Below are 25,054 nucleotides of genomic sequence, written 5' to 3'. Positions count from 1 at the left end.
TGATGGTCTTACTCAGCGTCCACAGGCAGCTGCCCGTCTTCCACAGGCAGTAATTCTTTTTTTGCCGCTTGGTTTTCGCGGTTTATAACTGGTGTTCCAGTCGATTATGTCTCATGACATCTTGCGCTTGCCTTTTCGGTTCGCTTAGCGTCGGCGAAACCCGAAACGCTGTGGCGAACGGTGGTCGAGTTCGTTCACGCGCTTTGACTACATCTCTTATCCACCTAGCTCAACTATTATCAGCCCATGCCTGACCATGTAAACCTAAGCGAGTTATTTTCATAATAGCATATAATCAATCGTTCGGCTATCCATCCCCACCTTCAAAGTTGGATGGGGAATTTCGCCGATTTTTGTTAAAGCCATGGAGGAAAAAGCCAAGAGGGAAGACTATGGAAAAAATACCTTTAACTATGACTACACCTATTACTGATAATATCCAGCAGATTCGTCAACAGTTAAAGCCTAATGTCCGTTTAATTGCAGTTAGCAAAACCGTATCTGTAGACAAAATGCGGGAAGCCTATGGTGCTGGAATTCGGGATTTTGGAGAAAATCGCTTGCAAGAGGCTTGTGCTAAGCAGGAACAGTTACAAGATTTAGAGGGTATTTCCTGGCATTTTATCGGTCACTTACAAAAGAATAAAGCCAAACTTGCTGTTCAAACAATGGACTGGATCCATTCCGTTGATGATTTAAAGTTAGCCCAGAGTTTAAATCGGCGGGCGAATGAGTTAAATAAACGACCTAAGGTTTGTTTACAAATTAAGATTTTGCCCGATCCTAATAAATATGGTTGGTCTGTTGAGCAGTTATTAGAAACGTTACCAGAATTAGAAGCTTGCGATTCCTTAGATATTCAAGGGTTAATGACGATTCTTCCCTTGGGGTTATCGGAATATGAAATTTTTGATGCATTTGTAGAAGTTGCTAAATTCAAGGAACAGCTTAATCAAACAACTCAGTTAAACTTAAAAGAAGTATCAATGGGAATGTCGGGAGATTATTTGCAGGCTATTAAAGCAGGAGCAACGATGATTCGCCTAGGGAGCAAGATTTTCGGCAAACGTCAATAATTCTTGAGCATTTTTAACGGTATTTTGCCGTGCGACCCCGCTCGGGTTTCCCGACAAGCGTGAACGCGCAGCAAGAAATCGGTCAAATTGGCCAAATACTGCCAATTTGGCTAGCTTTACCATACCTAAGACCAGACAATAAAGGAGGTCGGAGTTGGATAGGAATAGGTGATCGAATAAATGTTTAACTTGAATTTCGTGGGGTTGGAAACAAATACTACAAATACTAGTGTAATTCTCATAGGTGGCAGTGGCAACGATACTCTCAACGGTGGCTCACAGGATGATACCCTCAAAGGTAGAGCTGGGGATGATATTCTCAATGGTCGAGGGGGTAATGACCGTCTTGAAGGGGAGGAGGATTCAGATGTTCTCAACGGTGGAGAGGGCAATGATACCCTGATTGGTGGCTCAGGGAATGATGTCCTTACTGGTGGACCTGGTCCTAGCTTTGGCTTGAGTTTGTTTGAGGTTAAACAGACATCTGATCATGATTTCCTCGACGGTGGCACAGGAAATGACACGCTCAACGGAGCAGATGGTAATGATACCCTAAAAGGCGGAGCTGGTGATGATTCCCTTTTAGGTGATGTTCGTAGGCGTTTGACTGGAATTCCCATAAACTATAATCCAGGTAGTGACATCCTTGATGGTGGAGACGGCAATGACATCCTCGAAGGTGGTGGTAGCAGTGATACTCTCATTGGTGGAACTGGCCATGATACCCTGATTGGTGATGGTGATGAGCAAAATGTCTTTGGTGGCGGGAATGATTATCTAATTGGTGGCAATGGTGATGATTCTCTAGTAGGTGGGGAAGGAAGGGATACCCTTACTGGTGGTCACGGAGCTGATATCTTTAAATTCACATTTACAAATCGTCCATTACCGATCTTCCCGCCTTCAATGCCTCCATCACAACCGCTACAACCTTCAACGGGAATCAACATAACTGATAGTTTTCTATTATCGAGTAACTCTGACTCGGAAGTGCCACGACCTGAAAGCGGAATTGACAGGATTACAGATTTCAATGTCCAAGAGGGAGATAGGATTGAAATTGATAGTTTTGGAGAACTTGATATTGATAAAATCTCCTACAATAAAACTACAGGTGCTCTGTCTTTTGAAGAGCAACAATTTGCTCAACTACAAGCAGGTCTTAATTTCAGTCCAGAGCAGCATATTGATTTACAAGTCTTCCCTCCTCGTTCCTTTGTTCCCCCTCCTCCTAGTGCGTTTTAGGCCAATTTAGTAATTGGTAATTAAGATTTTAGTAATTAGATTAGAATTACCAATTACTAAAATCTTAATTAAATTTTGCCGAGGTCACCCCTTGAGAAGATTTGGTATTCAACCTGACTTGATATTATTCCCTATTCCCTATTAATAATAATTTTATTCGGACAAGGAACACCTTTCTCAAAGTTAGTAATATTAGATAGTGTAGTTTCAGCAATGTTATCGAGGGCATTTTCAGTGAAGAAAGCTTGATGAGCAGTAATAATTACATTAGGAAACGTGAGTAAACGTTCAAAAATATCATCTTGAATGACTTCATTAGACAAATCCTCAAAAAACAAGGCAGATTCTTGCTCATAGACATCCAGAGCGAGATAGCCAATTTTCTTAGACTTGAGCGCACCAATAATGGCTTTGGTATCAATCAATCCCCCTCGGCTAGTATTAATTAGCATCACACCTGGTTTCATCTGCTCTAGAGCTTCGGAATTAATCAGATGATAGTTTTCAGGAGTTAAGGGACAGTGTAGCGTGATAATATCAGAGATAGCAAAGAGTTCAGCTAGCTCTACATACTTGACCCCCAAAGCTTGACACTCCGGGTTTGGATAAGGATCATATGCCACTAATTGACACCCCATACCAGTGAGAATTTGGGCTACGATAACACCAATTTTACCAGTTCCCACGATGCCTACAGTTCGACCATGCATATCGAATCCCAAGAGTCCATCTAGGGAAAAATTTCCTTCTCGTACTCGAGAATAAGCACGATGTATCTTGCGATTCAGGGCTAGCATTAAGCCAATCGTATGTTCAGCGATCGCATAGGGGGAGTAAGCGGGAACACGCACTACTGTCATGTCCAATTCTGTCGCTTTTGTGACATCCACATTATTAAAACCAGCACAGCGTAGAGCAATCAGACGAGTTCCCTGTTGCGCCAGCTTTTCCAACACTTGTCCGTTGAGGGAATCATTGACAAAAACGCATACTGCTGGACATCCTGATGCCAAAATAGTCGTTTGAGTATCGAGGTGCGGTTCAAAAAAAGTTAATTCATGACCGTATTGGGAATTAACAGCTTCCAGAAACTGTCGGTCGTAGACTTTGGTACTAAAGACAGCGACTTTCATAGAGGTAATGCCAAAACCAGCTTAATTAAATTGTAGATAAAAATTTAAAGAGTAGGTTTAAAGAAAAGGTTAATTTTATGGCAAGCATTTAACAGTCAGCTATCAGCGGTCATCTAAATGCTTACCTGCTCTTTTCTTTCTTTGGAGTTTAACACAGAGCAGTGGTAGAGATTGACACCAATTACCACAGTCTTAAATTAAGTTAAAGGATTAACAAATAATGAGTAGAGTGAGCTATAAACAATAGCTTGGATGCCTAGCAAAAATCATTGAGTCACATCTGGTTGCTTTGCAATCCGTTCATGATAGTTTTGATGCTCCCAGCTGTCAACAATAAAGGAAGAATTAATCTTCCCGATTGGATGACATTGTCTTGATGCAGAGCGGGAGTGGGGGTTTTACTCAAGACCGTAATGGTGCGTTTTCCGTAGGCGAATTAAATTCGCCACGGGTAGCACCTCTGCATCGCTGGATGAGGATTCTTAATTATCCACAAACGTAAATTTGTAAACCTCTTAAAGGAGATTTGTCCATGGCAACTGTCAAAGTGGGTATCAATGGATTTGGTCGTATCGGACGACTCGTATTCCGTGCTGCCCTCAACTACCCAGAAATCGAAGTGCTGGGCATTAATGACTTAGTTCCACCACAGACTATCGCCTATTTACTCAAATACGACTCAACCCATGGTCGTTTCAAGGGTACCGTAGAAGTTGAAGCTGATGGAATTGTGGTCAATGGCAAGAAAATCCCCTGTGTCTCAATTAAAAACCCAGAGGAGCTGCCTTGGACGAAACTCGGTGTGGAATATGTAGTAGAATCTACGGGTCTATTTACCACCTATGATGGGGCATCTAAGCATTTACAAGCGGGAGCGAAGCGGGTGGTAATCTCTGCTCCTACTAAAAACCCTGATTTGGTTCCCACCCTGTTGATGGGTGTCAATCACGATACCTATGACCCGGCTAAAGATAGTATCGTTTCCAATGCCAGTTGCACAACTAACTGTCTTGCTCCCATTGCTAAAGTGATTAATGACAATTTTGGGCTAGCGGAAGGGTTAATGACTACGGTCCATGCCATGACTGCTACCCAGCCAACGGTAGATGGTCCAAGTAAGAAAGACTTTCGGGGGGGGCGGAGTGCTGCTCAGAACATTATCCCCGCTTCTACGGGTGCGGCCAAAGCTGTAACGCTAGTGTTACCGGAACTGAAAGGTAAACTTACCGGCATGGCATTACGGGTACCAACACCGGATGTATCAGTGGTAGATTTGACCTTCAGGACTCAAAAGGCAACCAGCTACCCAGAGATTTGTGCAGCAATGAAGGCAGCGTCAGTTGGGGCGATGAAAGGAATTTTGGGCTATACAGAGGAGCCAGTGGTGTCCACCGATTTTCAAGGGGATCCTCATTCAAGCATTTTCGATGCTGGAGCCGGAATGGAACTTAATTCTAATTTCTTTAAAGTTGTCTGTTGGTACGACAATGAGTGGGGTTACTCTAACCGCATGATTGACCTGATGTTATCTATGGCAGCTAAAGGTTAGGTCGCCCGTAGCAGCTAGCGCAGGGAAAGGAAAAATCACTAACTACTTTCCCTGACTAGAAACTGGAGAAGGGGAAGAGGCAGAACAGACTCGAAGATACCCCAAGTTGGGAAAGACCAAACTTTCTCGTATCCCAGAAATAGTAAAGCAGATGCGATTCGGCGTTCGCGCAGCGTGGCCTACGGCCACAGCCGACGCTACGCGATTGACCGTAGGTCACGCGGGGCGCGAACGCATCTGCTGACTCGGTTTGAGATTAATAAATTATTGGTGATTAAGTAAAGGAAAGTATTTTCCTTGCCGATACTCCCAAGTGATGCCCTCGGGATCCCGAGAGCGACTCCACTGGCTGAAGTTTGGGTCAGTGCGCATCCTCTTGAGTAACCTGTCCCCACAACGGAAGCGATCGCAGAGCTTTTTGACACTGTAGGGTTCTAGTGAAATCCCCTGGGATGACCCATTAGTGGTGGGAGTAGTATCCTCTATTTCAGGTTCAAAGGTGTCTGATGATTCTTGATTAACCTGATTAAGCTGATCAACTAAAGGAAAGTATTTTCCTTGCCGATACTCCCAAGAGATGCCCTCTGGATCCCGAGAGCGACTCCACTGGCTAAAGTTTGGTTCAGTGCGCATCCTCTTGAGTAACCTGTCCCCACAACGGAAGCGATCGCACATCTGTTTGACACTGTAGGGTTCTACTGAAATACCCTGGGATGACCCATTAGTGGTGGCAGTAGTCTCCTGTATGTCAGGTTCAAAGGTTTCTGATGATTCTTGATGAACCTGATTAACCTGATCAACTAAAGGAAAATATTTTCCTTGCCGATACTCCCAAGTGATGCCCTCGGGATCCCGAGAGCGACTCCACTGGCTGAAGTTTGGCTCAGTGCGCATCCTCTTGAGTAACCTGTCCCCGCAACGGAAGCGATCGCACATCTGTTTGACACTGTAGGGTTCTACTGAAAAACCCTGGGATGACCCATTAGTCGTGGGGGTAGTCTCCTCTATTTCAGGTTCAAAGGTGTTTGATGATTCTTGATCAACCTGATTAACCTGATCAACTAAAGGAAAATATTTTCCTTGCCGATACTCCCAAGTGATGCCCTCGGGATCCCGAGAGCGACTCCACTGGCTGAAGTTTGGCTCAGTGCGCATCCTCTTGAGTAACCTGTCCCCGCAACGGAAGCGATCGCACATCTTCTTCACACTGTAGGGTTCTACTGAAATCCCCTGGGATGACCCATTAGTCGTGGGGGTAGTCTCCTCTATTTCAGGTTCAGAGGTGGCTGATGATTCCTGATTAACCTGATCAACTAAAGGAAAATATTTTCCTTGCCGATACTCCCAAGTGATGCCCTCGGGATCCCGAGAGCGACTCCACTGGCTGAAGTTTGGGTCAGTGCGCATCCTCTTGAGTAACCTGTCCCCGCACCGGAAGCGATCGCACATCTTCTTCACACTGTAGGGTTCTACTAAAAGTAGCTCTGATGAAGATTTAGCAGGAGTAATCTTCTTTTTAGCAGAGGTAGCTGATGGAAATGCTGTGGTGATATCGCCAGCTGGTAGAGCTTCGACGATATAATCTGCCAACGGCACCTCCTGGCTGTAAACCCCTTTAGTTGTGTGATACTTGATGATGCTTTCCCCGCTAAACCAATCTAGGGCTGTCCTCACGAAAAGCCACCCAGCTTGGGGGGACTTCTCCAGACATACTGGTGTCTTCTGCCCACTGGTAAGATTCACCAAGTTGTGTGTTGGCTTGAACATCCCCTTTTCGGGTATATACAGCTCATCTTGCTGACGTTTTCGTCTCGGACTACATTCGAGACAGTATTTAGGAGGCTTACCAGGATAGCACTCACGAGTAGTCATATGATTGCATTTGGGGCAAAAAAAGGTAACTGGACGGGTATGGATCGTACGAGTGTGAGCACGCACGATAAAGGTTTGAGAAGGCATAAGTGGTCAAGATATCAATAGTTATCTAGCAAAAGTTATCAAGCAACCTGAGTGTGATATAGTTGTTCTGGTGCCGACAGCAATTCTAGGTATATCCCTAGGCAGTAGCTGCCGTAACTAGATCATCTCTATCATCTAGAGTAAGCATTTCTGCTGGTTTGATGATCTTAGGCAAAACTTCGTCAGCAATAACTAAACTCCTAAATAGTTAATACTGATCGCTTTTGCTGGCATCAGCTATTTTTGATAAAGTTTAGTATGCTGCTAACGTTACACAATAGCAGATTCAGGCTAAATCCGTGATACTACTAGAATCGAGATTAATATTTGATTGTGCGATCGCACAATTGCGACCTTGTATTTGTGAGCCGATTTCCAACTCTCCTAACCCTCCAAAGTCCGAACTGTAAGCACCTGGGGTGGTGTCGAATCCGGGGGATAGAGAAAATCCACCTGTAGCTGCCTAACTTCTTCAGGGGCTAAATTCAACGTCACCAATGGATGCCCTGGCTGTCCTCGTCGCTGCACTAAATGCACATAGCGCGTCTGAGCCTTTCGATCATCATCATCATAATTTATTCTGAGTGTACCCCGAAAGAACACGTTTTCAACCCGTGGGTTCAAAAACAGCAGTCGATCAGTACCCCCCTCATCCTTCAATGGCGTTTGCAGCGATACCGTCAGCGTTTGGGGTTGATTAGTAGTATTCTTCAATGGTAAAGTTATATTGTATTCTACCCCATAATTACTGTGGGCAAAGTAGGCCGTATCGGCATAGCGCCTTAACATCGGTGCACTTTGAATTTGCCCTGTACTCAGAGTAATCAGATGTAGAGTCCCCACCACATAAGAAAATGCCTGCCCTAGCTGAGGAATACTCAAATAGTTAACATTTGGATTATCTTGAATCAGCACTTGCCATTGAGAACCTTGGGAAACACCAGCCACCCGACCAAACACCGTCGGTTCTTGAGGTGGTTCGAGAGGAGTGGGTATTGGTCCACGGGGTTGAGCTAAGCCGCCCGTATCCAGTAAGTCTTGCCATTCTGCTACCGTAGGTTCCCGATAGATTCCATTGCCATCACGAGGGGCTTTCATGGCTAAGTTAGCCACATAGACCATCCCATCACTCCGTAACCGCATCATGGTAGAACGACCATTAGAAGCTGGTGATCGTTTAACTGGAATTGGCTGATTCATTAACATTTGGCTTTGTTTTGCCTTCAGCACCAGTTTGGCGGGAAATAGTTCTTGGAGAATTCCCCTGAGTACATCATTCATTGTCCGACTGCCAGGACCAGCATAGACTGTACCATTGGGATTATCCACCATATCCGGCAACGAGATAAACGGTGCATCTGGGGTAGACAGATAACTCGCCCCTTGCAAGACCTCCACTGTAACAGGTGTTTCATTGGGATTATAAACTATCAATCCTTGATAAAGGGGATGGGTTTCCGCCTGAGTCTCTGCTCTAGCAATATGGTGGGTAAAGATATCAAACCGTCCATTAAAGCCATAATCAAGGTGGGCTGAAGGAACTTGTTTCCCTTCCGGTGAAAACGTAGACAGCAAAATCCCCTCACTTCTGACTAGTTCTGGACTATTGCTATTAAATACAGGCACCTGATCCAATTGCCCTGGTAAACTACGAACATCATCAGAAGAGACTTCCACTCCAGCAATATACTGAGGTGGAACAGCATAGATGTTTAACGCCCGACACAGCAAAGCCGCTACTTCACCACGGGTAGCACTCTGATTTGGTTTGACCTGTTTGATATTGGGATAGTTAACCACAATAGTATTAATTGCTGCGGATGCGATCGCATTTTTAGCATACTGGGGAATCTGGGTAGCATCAGTAAAATACCGTCTGAGAGTTCCATCGGGTTCTGACGGGATAGGGTAATTCTTGGCTCCTGCTAAAACGGCGATCGCTTGCACTCGAGAAATGGACTCATTCGGTTTAAATCGTCTGCCAGGATAGCCCGAAAAAAATCTTCGCTTGTAGGCATCTTGAATCACATTTTTGGCCCAATGATTACTAGGTACGTCCTTAAAACGAATACCACCCCGCTGAATCGGTGCTGAGGGAAAGGCATTCAGCATTAAGACAGCAAACTCAGCGCGGGTAATTCTAAAATTAGGACGAAATTTACCATCCGGGTAACCACTGACCAACTTACGCTCCCGCAGTTGGTTGATACAATCTCTCGCCCAATGATTTTCTAGGTCAGGGAAAGTAGCGGTATTGGTCATCAGTAGTAGTATTTAGTCTAAACTGCTTGAGTCTGGGCAACTAACTTGAAATTTTTTACTTCAAGCCCACGATCAGTTCTATTTATGATAATGTTGGTCAATTAACCGGGGTGTTATCCCCTTTAACAACATACTCAACATAGTCCCTATGTATGTTGCTAACATAAATTTCATAATAAAACAATAAAAACTACGATTGGTTCAATGACTGACAATTCTCAAATCCAAGACGAACAAAACTCGGAAGAGGATTCGACCATAGACTCTTCCCAAGATAACCTAGAGGAAAAAGTTATCAATCCATCAGTTATAGAAACTATTCCGGTTGCTCCAGAGGGCTTTAAGTCTGGCTTTGTGGCGATTGTGGGACGCCCGAATGTGGGCAAATCCACACTGATGAATAAACTGGTAGGGCAAAAAATTGCCATCACTTCGCCAGTGGCTCAAACCACCCGAAATCGGCTGCGAGGTATCTTGACCACACCGGAAGCTCAATTGATTTTTGTGGATACGCCAGGGATTCACAAACCTCATCATCAGCTGGGTAAGGTATTGGTGAAAAATGCCCAAATAGCGATTGAGTTAGTGGATGTGGTGCTGTTGGTGGTGGATAGTACGGTGGAGGCGGGAGGAGGCGATCGCTTTATTGTTGATCTACTGAGCCATACCAAGACACCAGTAATTTTGGGTGTGAACAAATCAGATATACAACCTCGCCAGAGTAGGGGAGCATCAATCGATGCTAGTTATGCTAAACTAGCTACTGCTCAAGGCTGGGAAGTCGTCAAATTTTCTGCCCTGACAGCTGATCGCTTAGACCTATTGCAGCAGAAATTAATTGAGCGCTTAGAACCAGGACCATATTATTATCCCCCTGACTTCGTAACCGACCAGCCAGAACGGTTTATCATGGGGGAATTGATTCGAGAGCAAATCTTACTCCTAACTCGTGAGGAAGTCCCCCACTCGGTTGCTATTACTATTGATTTAGTGGAGGAACAACCAAAAATCACCCGTATTTTTGCTACGATCAATGTAGAGAGAGACTCCCAAAAAGGTATTTTGATTGGAAAAAAGGGTACTATGCTCAAACAAATTGGTACTGCTGCTCGTCAACAACTTCAAAAGTTAGTTGCTGGTCAAGTTTACCTGGAATTGTTTGTGAAAGTAAAACCGAAATGGCGACAATCTCGCTTACGGTTATTAGAGTTGGGATATCGGGTGGAGAAGTAATAGTAAGTACGCTATATCTATAGCATTTTTATTTGATATGTAAACCTAGGATTAATATAAAAAGAGGACAGGTAACAGGATATTTTTAAATACCAATTAACCATTACTACTTCATCCTTAACAATTATTCTAAACGGCAAATACTTGTTCAACTGTCAAAGCTAACTCGGTAAATGTTTGTGATTCAATTTTTTGATTTCCTGTAAATTCTGTCAAATCATAAAATCCATCAACTAAACGCAAAACCGAAACCTTAGACTTAATTGGATCAACAATCCAATACTCAGGCACTTCCCGCACTGCGTATTCAGAACGCTTGTAGCGGTAATCATCTTGGGGATTACCTGCACTGACAATTTCTACTGCTAGTAGTGGTGCTGATTCCAGCACCGCTGATGACATGGAACGGATAGCTTGCCGCTGATTTTCTGAGATAATGACTAAATCAGGAATTCTAGATTTATTCTCAGCTGTGCGAACCCCAAGATTACCAGGCATAACAACCCAATCTAAACTAACCCTGTCAATTTCTCTATCAAATTGCTTGAATAGAAAAAGCATAATCAGGGCATGTAGTCCACTAGCAGGTGGCATAGCAACAAGCTCTCCATTAACAAGCTCATACTTGTAGTCAGTGTCATCATGGTAGGAAATATAGTCTTCAAATGTGTAAAACTTTTTGGCAGTTTGAATCATTTGAGTTGCCTCCTAGAAAACCGGTTTATTAGTGTAGTTAAGGTGGGTTTTGTAGACGGTTGACGGTTAACCGTCTACACAAACCTATTGTAGGTTCACTTCTAGTGGCCTATTTCTATTGATCTACTGACTCTTGCTGCTTTTCGATTTCCGGCTCTTCGATTTCCGGCTCTTCCATTTCCTGCTCTTGATCAGAGATAGGTACTAAAGCAACCGCTGCGATCGCATCTTCATCATCTAACTTTTGCACTCTGACCCCAGTTGCCATGCGAGATTGGGGAGAAATAGCATCAACAGCTTGACGAATGATAATCCCTCGACTAGTGACTATCATCAATTCATCCCCTTCATTAACTACCTGTAGGGCTGCCAGTTGGTCTTTGGGTAAACGGAATTTGGTTGAGCGAACTCCCATACCCGCACGGTTTTGTAGCCGGAATTGGGATACCGGTACCCGCTTGCCATAGCCTCCCATGGTAACAATTAATACCCAAGGACCCTGAGCCGCTGTTTCCACCATCTCAGAATCACTAAGGTCTTCTGTCTCTTCCTCTGAATCCTCAGTAGCAGCTAGACTAGCGATGATTTGACCGGACAAAATATCCATACCGATTAATTCATCATCACCCTTGAGTTTCATAGCCTTAACTCCTCTGGTCGCACGACCGAGGGGGCGGAGTTGATCATTGTCACACTTGAAGTGAATTGCCATGCCATGACGAGACCCAATTATGATGCTGTCTTCTTCCCTAGCACGAAGTACCCACCGCAACTGGTCTCCTTCCCCGAGGGAAATAGCAATTAATCCATTTGCCCGAATTTTGCTGAAAGCATCTAGAGCAGTTTTCTTGATGTAACCCTTATGGGTTAACATGACTAGATATTCATCATCTGTAAATTCAGATACCGGTACAATAGAAGTAATTTTTTCTTCGTGGGGAATGGGTAACATCTGCACAATCGGTACCCCCCTGGCGGTGCGAGATGCAGCGGGGATTTGGTAGGCACGCAGAGAGTAGACTACACCGCGATCGCTAAAAAATAAAATGCTATCGTGGTCGCAGCAAGTGAAGAAATGCTCTACCTCATCATCATCTTTAATTCTGGCAGCAGCTTTCCCACGAGTTGCCCGAGCTTGAGCTCTAAACTCATCCACAGGCATGCGTTTGATATACCCTTGCTCAGTCAGCAGAATCACAGCTTTTTCATTAGCAATCAGGTCAGTATCATCCAGTTCCCCTTCAACCTGTTGAATTTGTGTGCGGCGTGGTGTGGCAAAGCTCTGTTTCAGTTGCTGGGCTTCAGTTTCAATAATCTCCAGGATGCGACTTCGGCGAGCTAGGATATCCCGTAAATCCGCAATCCGAACTTGTAATTCCTCATGCTCAGCTTGAATCTTTTGGGCTTCCAAAGCAGTAAGACGGCGCAGCTGCATTTGCAAAATAGCATCTGCTTGGGCTTCAGATAGACTAAATTCTGTCACTAATTGTCCTCGTGCTGTAGTGGTATCCGCCGCCCCCCGAATCACAGCAATCACAGCATCTAAGCTATCTAGGGCAATTAGTAACCCTTGCAGTAAATGATCCCGTTCCTCAGCTTTGCGCAATTGATATTGAGTCCGTCGGGTAATGGTTTCAATGCGGAAATCCAGGAAAACATTTAAGAACTGCTTTATGGTCAGCAATTGGGGTTCATTGCCCACCAGGGCTAGCATATTTGCTCCAAAATTGGTTTGGAGGGGGGTTTGCTTGTAGAGATTATTCAGGACAACTTTGGGATAAGCATCGCGCTTTAGTTCGATTACGATGCGCATGCCATTGCGATCGCTTTCATCCCGAATATCGGAAATGCCATCAATGCGCTTATCATTAACCAATTCAGCAATCTTTTCGATTAAGCTTGCCTTATTGGTTTGGTAAGGTAGCTCAGTAATAATAATGGCTTCCTTGTCTGGACGACCTCGTTGCCCAATGGTTTCAATTTCTGCCACACCTCGCATGGTGATAGAACCCCTACCACTGGTGTAAGCATCTTTAATACCCGATGTTCCTAAAATCTGTGCCCCAGTGGGGAAATCTGGACCAGGGATATACCGCCTTAACTCCTTATCAGTGATTTCGGGATTATGGATCAGGCCGACTAAGCCATCCACCAACTCTCCCAGGTTATGAGGGGGGATATTGGTTGCCATACCCACAGCAATCCCCGATGAGCCGTTGAGCAGTAATTGGGGAATCCGTGCTGGTAAGACAGTCGGTTCTTGCTGGGAACCGTCAAAGTTATCAACAAAGTCTACAGTTTCTGACTCAATGTCCCGAAGTAGGGCATTGGTAGCGATCGCTTGCAAGCGGCACTCTGTGTAACGCATTGCCGCTGGGGGGTCGTTGTCTACTGAGCCAAAATTTCCATGACCATTAATCAGAGGCGATCGCATGGAGAAATCCTGAGCCATGCGCACCAAAGCGTCATAAACAGCAGTATCCCCATGGGGATGATACTTACCCAACACTTCCCCCACCACACGAGCGCATTTGCGGAACGGACGGTCTGGGCTTAAGCCCAGCTCATGCATCGCATAGAGAATCCGTCGGTGTACTGGCTTGAGCCCATCCCTGGCATCTGGTAATGCCCGACCTACAATAACGCTCATGGCGTATTCTAAATAAGACCGGGACATTTCGTTCCGCAAATTTGTCGGGACAATGCGTTCTTGGGATGTACTCATAGTTGGACAAACTCCCTTATTATCGAGGATTTTGCTAAATAAATCGGTTAAAATCTCTCAAAAGAGGCTTTTAACACCTTTTTTTTCCAAATTTGGCTGGTTATTTTTAAATTTTAACACAAAATCTCGACTATAGCCGGTAACAGAACCACGGGCAAGGCTTAGACAATGAGCAGATTCGCGCTTCTTGTGCAAAAATTATGGGAAAAAGACAGAAAATTTCCTAGGGCAGCTTAGGAATTTCACCTCTTCTTGCTCATGTTGACTGGCGGTTTATACCACCAGGTTGTTTTCCTCCCCTGACTAAACCTCAGAGGTTCCCAACAACTAAGGAGTTTTTGATGAAACTATCCTATGTTTTGATCGGCTTAGCTATTTTTGCCATCGTTTTGAGACCAGATTTAATCCCTATCAGCCTCGCTCTAGCTCTGATCGCCTTTGGTGTCGTGTTTGGTCTGTTTAGGGATCACCTGATGAAGTAATCGGTAAGGTTAATCTATTCACAAGTACCTTGATCTAAAGCGTTTTTCCATCATTTTGGCTGAATCGTGCTATAATATGTTTCCTGTCATTTACTCCGATGAGTTTCTTGAACACGATAACGGTCGGTTTCACCCAGAACGACCAGAACGTTTAACTGCGATTGTTGATGCTATCAAAGCTGCACCTTGGGCTGACCAAATTAAGTGGCAGTTACCGACAGCGGTAGAAACTCGTCGAGTGATGCCTCTAGTACAACAAATTCATAGCCAGCGCTACATTGAGACAGTTTAAGAAATCGCTAGGAGTAATGGTGGCAGGTTAGATGCGGACACAGGGATATCCCCCCGCAGTTACGATGTTGCCCTACTCGCCGTTAGTGCTTGGCTAGATGCGGTAGATCAAGTCCTCACTACCAATAATTCAGCCTTTGTTCTAGCCCGTCCCCCTGGTCATCATGCTGAACGTCAGAGAGGGATGGGGTTTTGCTTATTTTCCAATGCTGCGATCGCAGCTTACTATGCCTTAGAGCAATCGGGAGTCGAACGAGTTGCCATCCTAGACTGGGATGTCCATCACGGCAATGGTACTCAAGATGTTGTGGAACGAGATGCTCGCATTGCCTACATCTCCCTTCATCAATCCCCTTGCTATCCTGGTACAGGCCAAGCCAGTGAACAGGGGTTTCACAATAATGTCCTTAATCTTCCCATGGCACCAGGCAGCACGTTAGCAGATTACCAGCCGATGTTTGAACAGAAAGTGATGCCCTTTTTAACCAAATTTCAGCCAGATTTATTGATTGTCAGTGCTGGTTATGATGCTAATGCCGCCGATCCCTTGGCAAATATTGCCTTGCAGCCAGATGATTATGGGCTATTTACCAAGTATTGTCTGCAACTAACTCGTCGGATTGTTTTTGGTTTAGAGGGGGGGTACGAACTCAGTGCTCTAGCTCAGTCGGTGGTAGCAACAATTAAACCTTGTTTGGCCAAGGAGAGTTGATCTGGCTAAGTATAGATAGCTATAAGTATAGCTGGTTAATTATAGCTGGTTAACTATAGCGCTACAGTAGGCGGCTATACTCAAAACAATTAAATGTTTAAATCCGCCATACTGCCTTAATTGTTTTGGAAACAACAGTAGTTAGATCAACTTAACTGCTCTAAGTCCAAAAAATAGAGTCAGAGCCACAACAGTGGCAGCAGCTAGAATTCCAAAGTAAGCGATTGCTGCAGATATCATATTATTCTCCCAAAAATTGACTAGTGTAATAATATTACATAATTTTACCTCATATTGAGTCTTATTCCTCAGAGCAATAGTCAACCGTCAATAGTCAACCGTCAGCTGTCAACGGTGAACAATCATGGACGACAAGAAATTTTTTCGTTTTGTGTGGCGCTTTAATGCTATTGTTATTATGGCTACTGGATTGCTAGCAATAGCGGTTTTGGCTTTTGCTGCTATCGAGATAGTCAAAAGCACTACGAGAGAGCGGCAGGGGATTAACATTGTTAATGTCGATGACGATAGCTCAAGCTCTCAAGAGTGGGAGCTGGGTAATCTCAGGGAAGTTGATGGCACAACCTATCTAATGGTGCCGCTTTACTCAGACCAATCTTATACGCAATCCTATTATAGCAAATCGACACGCTCAACTAGAAACTATTTGTTTTTGGATAGTGAAACAGGTAAAAGCAAATGGCTCTTTGCTAAGAATGACTATTTAATTGCTAGCGATAGCTTCATTTCAGAAACTAATGATAGAGCTAATAACAGGGTTGAATCTAAACCAGTTATAGCCGTTTTATACAACCTTATTAAACAAGATACCAATGGTGATGGAAGATTAACAAACAATGATAGTATAACAATAGCATTTACACATCCCAATGGTAATGAATATCAGGAAGTAGTAAGTGGAGTAGATAGATTTTTGGGTTACAAGGTCAAACACGCAAATAGCCTATTAATTTTGTACCAGCGGGATGGTATTGCCTATTCAGCAAAGGTTTCTTTAGATAATTTCGCTCTCTCCAATGAAACAGAATTACCTAAAGTAGGTCAGCCCTGAATCTCACCCTCGATAAACTGAATCCTACTCCCTACTCCCTACTCCCTACTCCCGCGCAACCCAGGACGAAAGTACTTCTGGTAATTAAAAACTGCTATAGATAAGAGTTTCAACCCTTAACCGAACCGGCTAAAATCCCCCGCACAAAGTACCGCTGTAGAACAAAAAACACAATCAGTGGTACAATCATTGTGATAAATGCACCAGAGGTAAGAAGATGCCACTGCTGCCCACGATAACCTACTATATTTGTTAATCGGATCGTTAACGGGGCAACGTCTGGTGTAACTCCGAGATAGACTAAAGCAACTAGCAAGTCATTCCAGACCCAGAGAAATTGAAACACGGCAAATGATGCGATCGCAGGCATGGATAGAGGCACAATCAGCTGGGTAACTATGGTTAGATGAGACGCACCATCCACTGCTGCTGCTTCGATTAACTCCTGAGGCAAACTAGCAATATAATTACGCAATAAATAAATTCCTAAGGGCAAACCATAGCCTGTGTGGGCTAACCAAATACCTAATAATGTACCGGAAAGTCCTAGATATCCGTAGACTCGCAATACCGGAATCAGAGTCATCTGTAACGGGACTACCAGCAAGCCAACTACTACCATAAACAGGACTTGGCGACCAGGAAATTTCATCCAAGCAAACCCATAGGCAGCAACAGTAGCGATCGCAATCGGAATAACTGTAGCGGGAATCGAGATAGCCAGACTATTGAAAAATGCCTGTCCCATCCCTTCGGAGGTAATCACATCAATATAGTTACCCAGGTGGTATTGGGTGAAATTGAAGGGGTGTTGGAAGACTGACCACCAACCGGTTTTGAGCACATCATCTCGGTAGCGTAGGGAACTAATGAACAAGCCAACAGTGGGTAGAGTCCAGATCAAGGAGATGGTAATCAGGGTCAGATGAATCGGGATTTTCCAGAAGAATTGCTGTAGGTGTTGGGATTTTGCTACAAAGAGCGGTTTTGGTGCCATAGCTGGGTTAAAGTCATGTCTGGAATTAGTCTATTTTTTGCCAAGATAAGCGCTTTGTGCAACCAATCCCACAACAGCAGTCGTTAAACAAGTGGGCAAAACAACTGGGCAAAACAACTGGGCAAAACAACTGGGCAAGATGCGTTCGCGAAGCGGCTCCAAAGGAGCATCGCATCACCCCAAGCCTTATAGAATTTCAACCATAGCTAGAACAGTTGCTTAACTCGGTGACGCCATCAGAATCAAATTTTAACTTTAATCTGAATACTATAACATTTCTAAATCAATTAGAAATAATAAATAATAATTACCGTTTTTGACCTTAACCAAAATCCTTCTATGTCTTGATGCAGTCGCGAATGGGGGAAATCCCCTTTGGCCTCACTGGCTCACCTGTTCCCTTGCTGCATCGCTACTTGATTAACTCTTGCCTCTTGCCTCTTCCCTCTTGCCTTTCCCAAGCGGGAGTATGTTCACAATTCAAATAATAATTATATATTACTATTAACGGCTGTTCTCCTGCTCTCGAAACCGACGGATATTGCTAATCATAACCGGAATAATAACTAGTAATAAAATAACTGCGATCGCACTACCTCGTCCAAAGTTCCGATAATTGAACATTTCCTTAATCATACGAGACGCAATCACTTCCGTATTTTGATTACCACCGGTCATCACCCAGACAATATCAAAGACTTTTAGGACCGCTATTACTACAGTAGTCACAACCACAGCAATAGTCCCTCGTATCATCGGAATAGTAATTGTCCAGAAGATTTGCCACTCACTAGCTCCATCTATCCGTGCAGCTTCGATAATATCTTTGGGGATACCTTTGATGGCAGCAGAGAGCAAAATCAAGCAAAACCCTGTCTGCAACCAAATCATAATCACAATCAGAGCATAATTATTAATCGAGCGCTCCACTAACCAACCTACAGGCTCAAATCCTAAACTGGTAATAATGCCATTGAGTAAGCCAATTTGTTCTGAGCCAGCTGGACGAAAAGCATAGATAAATCGCCAAATCACGCTAGCCCCCACAAAGGAAATTGCCATTGGCATAAAGATTATAGACTTGGCTACGGGTTCATAGCGTACCCGATCCACCAGCACCGCAATAATTAAACCCAATGCTACACTAAACCCTGTTACCAATACCAACCAAAGGACATTGTTACGAAAAGCGATTAGCATAGTAGGGTTGGTAAAGGCAAAGATGTAATTGTCCAGTCCCACAAAATTTTGCGATCGCTTATCCAAGAAGCTGATATAGATAGTATTGAGGGTCGGCAGAATCAGGTAAGCGGTTAGTAATGCTAAAGCAGGGGCTAAGTATACCCAAGCCACAAAATGCGTTCGCGTAGCGTGACCGTTCGGGTAGCTTGGCCTTTTGGCCAAGGTCAATCGCGTTTTATTGGGTAGCTGATTTACCAAGCCATTCATGCCATATAATAAAGCTATCACCCCACCACAGCCTATGACAACGGCGAGAATGAAAGTAACTATTTTGAGCAATACCATCCTTCATTGCCTCATCACTTCATCACCTGATAACCTTATCACTTGATCACCTCATATAAATCTCTCACCGAATCCCGTTTATTGCCATGCTCTAAATTATAAAATTTATAATTTTTTTGCCACAGTTCCAGTTCATAGATAGATATTGATTTAGCGATAATGTCAGTGCTCCTTGCACGATCACCTACTTGTGGATCGGTTGTAAATACTCCACAATGAATTTGGTTAGTTGATATATTCCAATAATGTCTCAATTTGTATTTCCAATCAATGACTTGTTCCACTACCTTATTTCTATGCTTATTTCTTCTAGTTCTTTCGTGCTTTCCTGTCGCTTCAGTATCAATATATTTAGTTTCAATTAAAAATATTTTTTTGTTTTTACTAAGATAAACAAAATCTACTTTACCTAAATTTGTATAGTCTTGGATTAGGGCCTTTTCAAACAGGATGAGCTGACTACAGGTTGGAAATAATGAGTTGATATTGAAAAATAGATATGCCTGTAATAGCAGTTCCTGATCATAGGGAAAACCAATAACCCCTATAAAAAAACGTCTCATATCTTCTTCACTTTGTGGCTGTTAACCTTGGCAATAGGAAACAAATTTATCAATCTGACTAGTATCCATAGCTTATTTCTTATTTAAACTTGAGTTTGGCCTAAAGGGGGAATCCTAAACTTACGGTGTTGCTCAATTATGGAAGATCCAAAGGTAATCGGTAACTGATCCAACTATACTTGAGTACCCAAATCCTATTCAGCAAAGCCAAATTTATAGTAGTCACTGACATCCTACTATATCCTGCCTGCTTACACCCCAAGGGATTGCCGTTACAGCGGAGCGAAGCGCAAGTGCTGATATTGTACTCAGATATTTAATCGTAATTAATGCCTAAACGGCACTATTGTCCCTTTCGCTAAATGGTGGCGAATAACTGACTTAATTTGATTTCAGTATCTTATATCATGTCAGGATAATTACCCTTAATAAAAATATCCCCCATCTGGCCACACTTCCCGCGCCCGGACCCCTTAATTATGGGTATTCAACCAGACTTGATATTATAGTTACCGATTTGGCAATTGTGCTAAAGTAACATTAGAAGGCGATTTTAAATAAATATTTTTTTTTACAATGACTAATCCCTAATTCCTCATACTTAATCTGGCCAACTGTCCTCAATAGTTTTCAGAACTGTATCCACATCTGTCCCACCAATATAATCAACAATGCCACTCCAGAATGTCCCGGTACCCACGGCTCCTGGCATCATATCCGAACCATCGAAGCGCACCATATCCGCATTGGCTAAGATTTCCGCTTGACGTTTAACAATGTCATTGGGGTAAGCATCCAAACTAACCTGTTTATGGGGTGAGACATAATCTCCCTGACTTGCCCAGATAGTATGGGCTTGGGCAGTTGATAAATACTCCATCAACTTCCGTGCTTCTGGAGTATCCTTAAACATAGCAGTCACAATACCAGACACTAACACTGGCACTCCCAATTCCTGTTTAATACCCGGTAACAGAAAGATACTCACATCCTTATCTAGCGCTACATCTTTAGGTAAGAAGCTAGTGATAAAGCTAGCTTGGCGATGCAGATAGCAACCTGGGGGGTTATCAAATAACGGTGCAGTTGCGTCACCAAAGGGAGTGCTAATAATACCAACAGTGCCACCAAACACATACTTAGGATTAAGGGCAATGTTGCCAAACTGCTCAAAAGCATTCTTAACCGCTGGGTGATTAAAGGGAATCTTGTGAGCAACCCACTGGTCATACACTTCCCCACCAACCGTGCGCAACATAATATCCTCAATCCAGTCAGTACCAACCCATCCTGTAGCCGCACCGCTTTCTATTCCGATGCACCAAGGGACACCGCCATCTGCCACAATCTGATCGGACAGTGCCATCATTTCATTCCAGGTGGTAGGGATTTTGTAACCAGCTGCCTTAAACGCAGCTCGATTGTACCAAACTAAGCTTTTGACCGCCGCCCTAATCCACACCCCGTATACTTTACTATCGACAGTTGCCAAATCTAGCCAGTTTTGAGAATAAGCAGCAGATAACTGAGATTTGTCCATGAAGGTATCTACAGGTACCAGTTGACCTTCCCTAGCAAAGTCAGCCATCAAACCCGGTTGAGGGAACATGGCAAGATCGGGAGCATTTCCAGATTCCACCAACACAGGTAGGAGGGTGGCGAAATCACTACTGGCTTCATACACCACCTTGATACCCGTTTCTTTAGTGAAGGGTTCTAGTATCTGTTCCATGATTTGCTCCCCTTCCCCTGTCATTACTCCCAGGATAGTAACCGTATTGCTTTTAGGGTCTCCACCCTTGGGGGCACAGGCGACTAAAACTAAAGATAAACCTAGAAATACAGTAGGAAATACCGTGTTAGGAGCCGGTTTAGTTCTAAATTTCGCAAAAAATTCTCCTATATGCTCGATAAAACCTATCTTGATCCATAATTTGGGTCTGAACATCTTTCAATTATGAGCCTTAGCAAATAATGACACTCATACTGTGAGTACAATTCCGTTCTAAGATAACCCCACTCAATGACTTGAGCAACAACTTAGGGAGGGGAAGCTTGAGAAATCAGAATACACAGATGAAAGACTCTATGTTTGAAAGGCAGGCTTGATCAACGTAAACCTTCAGCCTACTAGGTGGTGTGTTACGGGACCGACTGTCGCAACACTGGCGCTCGGTGTTGAAAATGAGGGCAAGCCCGCCCTTAACCAACCCTACGCACCCTACGCAACTAAGCCCATGCTATGGTTGCCAGCTATCAGCCATTCATGATGCTGGCAACAGAACGAACCGAACAAAAGGGCATCATGGCGACATCACCTACAAAAAAAAGCTTAAGCTCAATGCTGTTCGCGCAGCGTGCGCGTAGCGCATATGCTTACCAATAAACGGTGACCTAGAAAAACTACTGATTTTAGCCTCTATCTATTTGTTAGAACTTTATACTAACTTCACATAACTAGGATTCGAGTTCGACGTAAACTGGACAATTTTGAGAGTTTATCCCTATCCCTAGGCTTTATTTATAGGGTTTATAAATGAGATGTAAACGTAGGATGTCTTTTTTTATTGGACACTAAAACTCTGGAGCTGTTGCCCTTATTGCGTTTTGCCTTTTGTATTTTGTATTTTAATAAGGTAGTATTTTCACAAATAAAATAAAAACGCTATCTGATATTAATGGGGCTTAATTGCTAATAAAAGCCTTAAATAAACATTCATAGTTAATACTGAAAATACTCCCTTACTTTATTTATATTTAATTTATTTAAATTTCTGATTTTTGTACGGATTTACGTTTTTTTAAATTTTGCATATAAACCGTAAAAAATACCCCCCCCCAAAAAAATATACACATATCAACCTTGAACGGAAACAGAGATATTTCATGATTAATTTAATATTAGGGATTTTAACTAGGTAAATTTTATGGTTTGTAACCCAATACCCTATGAAATTCAGTGCGTTTGACTAGTTATCGAATGGGGTTATAGCTACGATTCATGGCAACTGGCAATAAGCCATTAAACATCAACAATCAGGAAGTTCCCTGACGACCAAATCATTCCCGTAACTAGGCTTTGTCAAGCAGTAAGAATTAAATAAAAGCAATGTCTGACACATTTTCCTCAACTCATCCACTTCTGAGTGTTGCTCACTGGGACACTCAGACTATCAGCTACAGCTTCTATAACAATGCCAACGGTGGTTCTTATTACGGAGATGAAACGGGGGTTTCAGAGATATCAGAAGAAACCAAAGACAATATCAGAAGCATCTTCGAAACTCTGGAAAGATACCTTGATGTTGATTTCCATGAGGTACCAGATACGACAACAGACTATGGTCTATTGCGCTACATGGTATCTGATGGTCCGGGCTATTCCTATGCCTATTTGCCTGAGGGATTTAACTTCAATTTCGGCAATGGGTGGGATGTGGCCGGGGATGTGCATTTGAACCCAGCCTACGACACCACAGGTAAGAACGGAAACGGATTTGCTGACGACCCAGGGAATCATGGCTACATGACCCTGATTCACGAGACATTACATGCTCTGGGTTTCAAACATCCTAATAAATACGAGGACCATGATCACGGTCCATTTTTGCCCTTTAACGAGGACAATACCACCAACACAGTAATGTCGTATAACTTTGCTGGGAAATCAGCGATTACCCCAATGATTTACGACATTCAAGCATTACAGTTAATCTATGGAGCTAGGGAGTATAACCACGGGGATACTACTTACTCCTTTGACAGCGTTTATTACTACACAGATGGTAGTGAGGATTATGGTGCAACCAAACCGATTAAGCAAACCCTCTGGGATAGTGGTGGTGAAAATACTTTAGACTTTTCAAACCTGGCTTTTTTGAATACAGGTTACCACTTTGATATGAATGAGGGGGGTATTATAACCACCCAAAACGCTTACAATGGTAGCTCTTATAAAGCTAGGACCGATGACAGCGGAACAAAATACCTTACGTCTGAATCTGGAACTGCGATCGCATTCGATACAATTTTTCACAATCTGATCAACTCCAGCAGTAACGATTACATCATTGCCAATAGTGCAGCCAATATCTTTAGCGGTTATGAATTGGGAATTTCCACGGGTGATGATATTATTGAAGGTTGGAACTATCTAGATACTTTAGATCTTTCCGAATATGCTTCCTCTAGTGTAACCCAAACTCAAGAGGGTTATGACCTGATTCTTGATCTAGGCTGGGATAGTTCGATTACCCTCAAAGACTACTATGCAGTCTCTCAAAGCGATCGCCTTAACATTACCTTCGAGGAGGATAGTCAACCACCTGTATGGGAAGAGATTATTATTCCGGACACCATAACAAATATTAGCGACGTTCAGTATGTGGCAGAGGAGCCTCAACCTACCAACACTGCTCCGACGGATATCACCCTTGATGGCAGGAGTGTCAAAGAATTCAGTAAAAATGGCACTACCATTGCTAAGCTGACTACTAAGGATGTTGATTCCGGAGATAGCCATACTTATAAATTATTAGATGATGCTCAAGGTCGCTTTAAAATTGATGGCAATCGACTAAAAGTCAAAAATGGCCACCTCATAGACTTTGATGACAACTCTAGTCACTCGATCAAAATCCGCACCACCGACTCCGGAGGTAAAAGCTACGATAAAACTTTCACCATTGAGGTCCTTAACCAGAATTTTGCTCCGACGGATATCACCCTTGATGGCAGGAGTGTCAAAGAATTCAGTAAAAATGGCACTACCATTGCTAAGCTGACTACTAAGGATGTTGATTCCGGAGATAGCCATACTTATAAATTATTAGATGATGCTCAAGGTCGCTTTAAAATTGTTGACGATCAACTAAAAGTCAAAAATGGCACTCTCTTAGACTTTGATATCAACTCTAGTCACCCGATCAAAATCCGCACCACCGACCAGGGGGGTGAAAGCTACGAGAAAACTTTCACCATTGAAGTCCTTAACCAGAATTGGAAAAGCAAATCGATTAGGGGAGACCGTTACGATAATCGGCTTGAAGGCGGTCATGGTGATGATAGGCTTTGGGGTAATGGCAATAATGACACACTAATTGGTGGCTCGGGTCATGACACTCTTTCAGGAGGTTCTGAGGATGACACTCTTGTTGGAGGTTCCGGTAACGACTTTCTCAGAGGAACTTGGGGCAATGACAATCTCTATGGTGGGTATAATGATGACACTCTCGGAGGTGGTCAGGGAGATGACTACCTTTTTGGGGGTGTTGGCAATGATAGGATCATGGGAGATGTGGGTAACGATACCCTAGAAGGTAGTTCAGGTCAGGACACTCTAAGCGGAGGTTCGGGTGATGACCTCATCGAGGCTGGGACAGAGGATGATACTCTCAGAGGAGGTGAGGGAAATGACACCCTCAAAGGTGGCTCTGGCAATGACTACCTTAGAGGAGACCAGGGAAATGACAGCCTTGAGGGTGGCTCTGGTAACGACTATTTGATTGGAGCTTCGGGTAATGACAGTCTTGA

18 protein-coding genes and 2 pseudogenes are annotated in these 25,054 nt (G+C 43.5%); 10 read left to right on the top strand and 10 right to left on the bottom strand.

Features of this window, described 5'->3' with window-relative positions; translation table 11 throughout:
* Window positions 1-413 precede the first annotated feature (413 nt).
* The gene (locus F6K51_RS22370; protein ID WP_293024349.1) at window positions 414-1,076 is read left to right on the top strand and encodes a YggS family pyridoxal phosphate-dependent enzyme; all 663 of its coding nucleotides are present in this window, start codon (window positions 414-416) and stop codon (window positions 1,074-1,076) included.
* A gap of 180 nt (window positions 1,077-1,256) precedes the next feature.
* The gene (locus F6K51_RS22365) at window positions 1,257-2,321 is read left to right on the top strand and encodes a calcium-binding protein (protein WP_293024347.1); all 1,065 of its coding nucleotides are present in this window, start codon (window positions 1,257-1,259) and stop codon (window positions 2,319-2,321) included.
* Between the two features lie 131 nt (window positions 2,322-2,452).
* Here the strand turns inward: F6K51_RS22365 and F6K51_RS22360 are convergent, their stop codons facing one another.
* Entirely contained in the window at window positions 2,453-3,454 is a 1,002-nt protein-coding gene (locus F6K51_RS22360) for a 2-hydroxyacid dehydrogenase (protein WP_075903476.1), read from the bottom strand.
* 532 nt (window positions 3,455-3,986) lie between these two features.
* Between F6K51_RS22360 and gap the strand changes: the two genes are divergently transcribed.
* Both gap and F6K51_RS22350 read left to right on the top strand, forming a co-directional pair.
* The gene (gene gap, locus F6K51_RS22355; RefSeq protein WP_293024344.1) at window positions 3,987-5,003 is read left to right on the top strand and encodes a type I glyceraldehyde-3-phosphate dehydrogenase; all 1,017 of its coding nucleotides are present in this window, start codon (window positions 3,987-3,989) and stop codon (window positions 5,001-5,003) included.
* A gap of 106 nt (window positions 5,004-5,109) precedes the next feature.
* On the top strand, window positions 5,110-5,247 hold the full coding sequence (locus F6K51_RS22350; protein WP_293024342.1) for a hypothetical protein: 138 nt from the start codon (window positions 5,110-5,112) through the stop codon (window positions 5,245-5,247).
* 20 nt (window positions 5,248-5,267) lie between these two features.
* On the opposite strand, the gene F6K51_RS22345 is transcribed toward F6K51_RS22350, so the two are convergent.
* Window positions 5,268-6,875 carry a hypothetical protein gene (locus F6K51_RS22345; protein ID WP_293024340.1) on the bottom strand — a complete coding sequence of 536 codons (1,608 nt, stop codon included), beginning with the start codon at window positions 6,873-6,875 and terminating at the stop codon, window positions 5,268-5,270.
* 471 nt (window positions 6,876-7,346) lie between these two features.
* The gene (locus F6K51_RS22340) at window positions 7,347-9,224 is read right to left on the bottom strand and encodes a DUF3370 family protein (protein WP_293024338.1); all 1,878 of its coding nucleotides are present in this window, start codon (window positions 9,222-9,224) and stop codon (window positions 7,347-7,349) included.
* Window positions 9,225-9,428: 204 nt separating this feature from the next.
* Between F6K51_RS22340 and era the strand changes: the two genes are divergently transcribed.
* Window positions 9,429-10,457, top strand: a complete 1,029-nt coding sequence (gene era / locus F6K51_RS22335) for a GTPase Era (RefSeq protein WP_293024336.1) — start codon at window positions 9,429-9,431, stop codon at window positions 10,455-10,457.
* A 129-nt stretch (window positions 10,458-10,586) separates the two neighbouring features.
* Here the strand turns inward: era and F6K51_RS22330 are convergent, their stop codons facing one another.
* Complete coding sequence (locus F6K51_RS22330; protein WP_293024334.1) at window positions 10,587-11,153, bottom strand: Uma2 family endonuclease; 567 nt, start codon at window positions 11,151-11,153, stop codon at window positions 10,587-10,589.
* A gap of 115 nt (window positions 11,154-11,268) precedes the next feature.
* Window positions 11,269-13,878: a DNA gyrase subunit A gene (gyrA, locus tag F6K51_RS22325; RefSeq protein WP_293024332.1), complete on the bottom strand. Its 2,610-nt coding sequence runs from the start codon at window positions 13,876-13,878 to the stop codon at window positions 11,269-11,271.
* A 341-nt stretch (window positions 13,879-14,219) separates the two neighbouring features.
* Between gyrA and F6K51_RS22320 the strand changes: the two genes are divergently transcribed.
* Entirely contained in the window at window positions 14,220-14,360 is a 141-nt protein-coding gene (locus tag F6K51_RS22320) for a hypothetical protein (RefSeq protein ID WP_293024330.1), read from the top strand.
* Between the two features lie 76 nt (window positions 14,361-14,436).
* Window positions 14,437-15,363 (top strand): annotated as a pseudogene (locus tag F6K51_RS22315) (histone deacetylase).
* A 141-nt stretch (window positions 15,364-15,504) separates the two neighbouring features.
* On the opposite strand, the gene F6K51_RS22310 reads toward F6K51_RS22315, so the two are convergent.
* Entirely contained in the window at window positions 15,505-15,603 is a 99-nt protein-coding gene (locus F6K51_RS22310) for a cytochrome b6-f complex subunit PetL (RefSeq protein WP_293024328.1), read from the bottom strand.
* A 124-nt stretch (window positions 15,604-15,727) separates the two neighbouring features.
* Here F6K51_RS22310 and F6K51_RS22305 point away from each other — a divergent pair, with 124 nt between their 5' ends.
* Window positions 15,728-16,435, top strand: coding sequence for a hypothetical protein (locus F6K51_RS22305; protein WP_293024326.1), 708 nt, complete (start codon window positions 15,728-15,730; stop codon window positions 16,433-16,435).
* A 109-nt stretch (window positions 16,436-16,544) separates the two neighbouring features.
* Here the strand turns inward: F6K51_RS22305 and F6K51_RS22300 are convergent, their stop codons facing one another.
* The gene (locus F6K51_RS22300) at window positions 16,545-17,432 is read right to left on the bottom strand and encodes a carbohydrate ABC transporter permease (protein ID WP_293024324.1); all 888 of its coding nucleotides are present in this window, start codon (window positions 17,430-17,432) and stop codon (window positions 16,545-16,547) included.
* Window positions 17,433-17,488: 56 nt separating this feature from the next.
* On the opposite strand from F6K51_RS22300, the gene F6K51_RS22295 reads away from it, so the two are divergent.
* The gene (locus F6K51_RS22295) at window positions 17,489-17,638 is read left to right on the top strand and encodes a hypothetical protein (protein WP_293024322.1); all 150 of its coding nucleotides are present in this window, start codon (window positions 17,489-17,491) and stop codon (window positions 17,636-17,638) included.
* Between the two features lie 298 nt (window positions 17,639-17,936).
* Here the strand turns inward: F6K51_RS22295 and F6K51_RS22290 are convergent, their stop codons facing one another.
* From F6K51_RS22290 to F6K51_RS22280, 3 genes are all read right to left on the bottom strand, one after another.
* Complete coding sequence (locus F6K51_RS22290) at window positions 17,937-18,959, bottom strand: sugar ABC transporter permease (RefSeq protein WP_293024320.1); 1,023 nt, start codon at window positions 18,957-18,959, stop codon at window positions 17,937-17,939.
* Between the two features lie 38 nt (window positions 18,960-18,997).
* Window positions 18,998-19,522: an NERD domain-containing protein gene (locus F6K51_RS22285; protein WP_293024318.1), complete on the bottom strand. Its 525-nt coding sequence runs from the start codon at window positions 19,520-19,522 to the stop codon at window positions 18,998-19,000.
* A gap of 601 nt (window positions 19,523-20,123) precedes the next feature.
* On the bottom strand, window positions 20,124-21,470 hold the full coding sequence (locus F6K51_RS22280; RefSeq protein ID WP_293024316.1) for an ABC transporter substrate-binding protein: 1,347 nt from the start codon (window positions 21,468-21,470) through the stop codon (window positions 20,124-20,126).
* 1,161 nt (window positions 21,471-22,631) lie between these two features.
* On the opposite strand from F6K51_RS22280, the pseudogene F6K51_RS22275 reads away from it, so the two are divergent.
* A pseudogene (locus F6K51_RS22275) lies at window positions 22,632-25,054 on the top strand (hypothetical protein); the annotation flags it as partial.

It is taken from the genome of Moorena sp. SIO3I8 (assembly GCF_010692325.1).
Lineage (GTDB): Bacteria > Cyanobacteriota > Cyanobacteriia > Cyanobacteriales > Coleofasciculaceae > Moorena.
This window is presented reverse-complemented; position numbering and strand designations above follow the sequence as displayed.

What these genes read in the sequence shown, in the direction of transcription:
- F6K51_RS22320 (WP_293024330.1), top strand. Translation starts at nt 14,220, where the DNA reads ATGAAACTATCCTATGTTTTGATCGGCTTAGCTATTTTTGCCATCGTT.
- F6K51_RS22300 (WP_293024324.1), bottom strand. Translation starts at nt 17,432, where the DNA reads ATGGCACCAAAACCGCTCTTTGTAGCAAAATCCCAACACCTACAGCAA.
- F6K51_RS22305 (WP_293024326.1), top strand. Translation starts at nt 15,728, where the DNA reads ATGGACGACAAGAAATTTTTTCGTTTTGTGTGGCGCTTTAATGCTATT.
- F6K51_RS22330 (WP_293024334.1), bottom strand. Translation starts at nt 11,153, where the DNA reads ATGATTCAAACTGCCAAAAAGTTTTACACATTTGAAGACTATATTTCC.
- gap (WP_293024344.1), top strand. Translation starts at nt 3,987, where the DNA reads ATGGCAACTGTCAAAGTGGGTATCAATGGATTTGGTCGTATCGGACGA.
- F6K51_RS22280 (WP_293024316.1), bottom strand. Translation starts at nt 21,470, where the DNA reads ATGTTCAGACCCAAATTATGGATCAAGATAGGTTTTATCGAGCATATA.
- F6K51_RS22345 (WP_293024340.1), bottom strand. Translation starts at nt 6,875, where the DNA reads ATGACTACTCGTGAGTGCTATCCTGGTAAGCCTCCTAAATACTGTCTC.
- F6K51_RS22290 (WP_293024320.1), bottom strand. Translation starts at nt 18,959, where the DNA reads ATGGTATTGCTCAAAATAGTTACTTTCATTCTCGCCGTTGTCATAGGC.
- era (WP_293024336.1), top strand. Translation starts at nt 9,429, where the DNA reads ATGACTGACAATTCTCAAATCCAAGACGAACAAAACTCGGAAGAGGAT.
- F6K51_RS22360 (WP_075903476.1), bottom strand. Translation starts at nt 3,454, where the DNA reads ATGAAAGTCGCTGTCTTTAGTACCAAAGTCTACGACCGACAGTTTCTG.
- gyrA (WP_293024332.1), bottom strand. Translation starts at nt 13,878, where the DNA reads ATGAGTACATCCCAAGAACGCATTGTCCCGACAAATTTGCGGAACGAA.
- F6K51_RS22340 (WP_293024338.1), bottom strand. Translation starts at nt 9,224, where the DNA reads ATGACCAATACCGCTACTTTCCCTGACCTAGAAAATCATTGGGCGAGA.
- F6K51_RS22310 (WP_293024328.1), bottom strand. Translation starts at nt 15,603, where the DNA reads ATGATATCTGCAGCAATCGCTTACTTTGGAATTCTAGCTGCTGCCACT.
- F6K51_RS22285 (WP_293024318.1), bottom strand. Translation starts at nt 19,522, where the DNA reads ATGAGACGTTTTTTTATAGGGGTTATTGGTTTTCCCTATGATCAGGAA.
- F6K51_RS22370 (WP_293024349.1), top strand. Translation starts at nt 414, where the DNA reads ATGACTACACCTATTACTGATAATATCCAGCAGATTCGTCAACAGTTA.
- F6K51_RS22365 (WP_293024347.1), top strand. Translation starts at nt 1,257, where the DNA reads ATGTTTAACTTGAATTTCGTGGGGTTGGAAACAAATACTACAAATACT.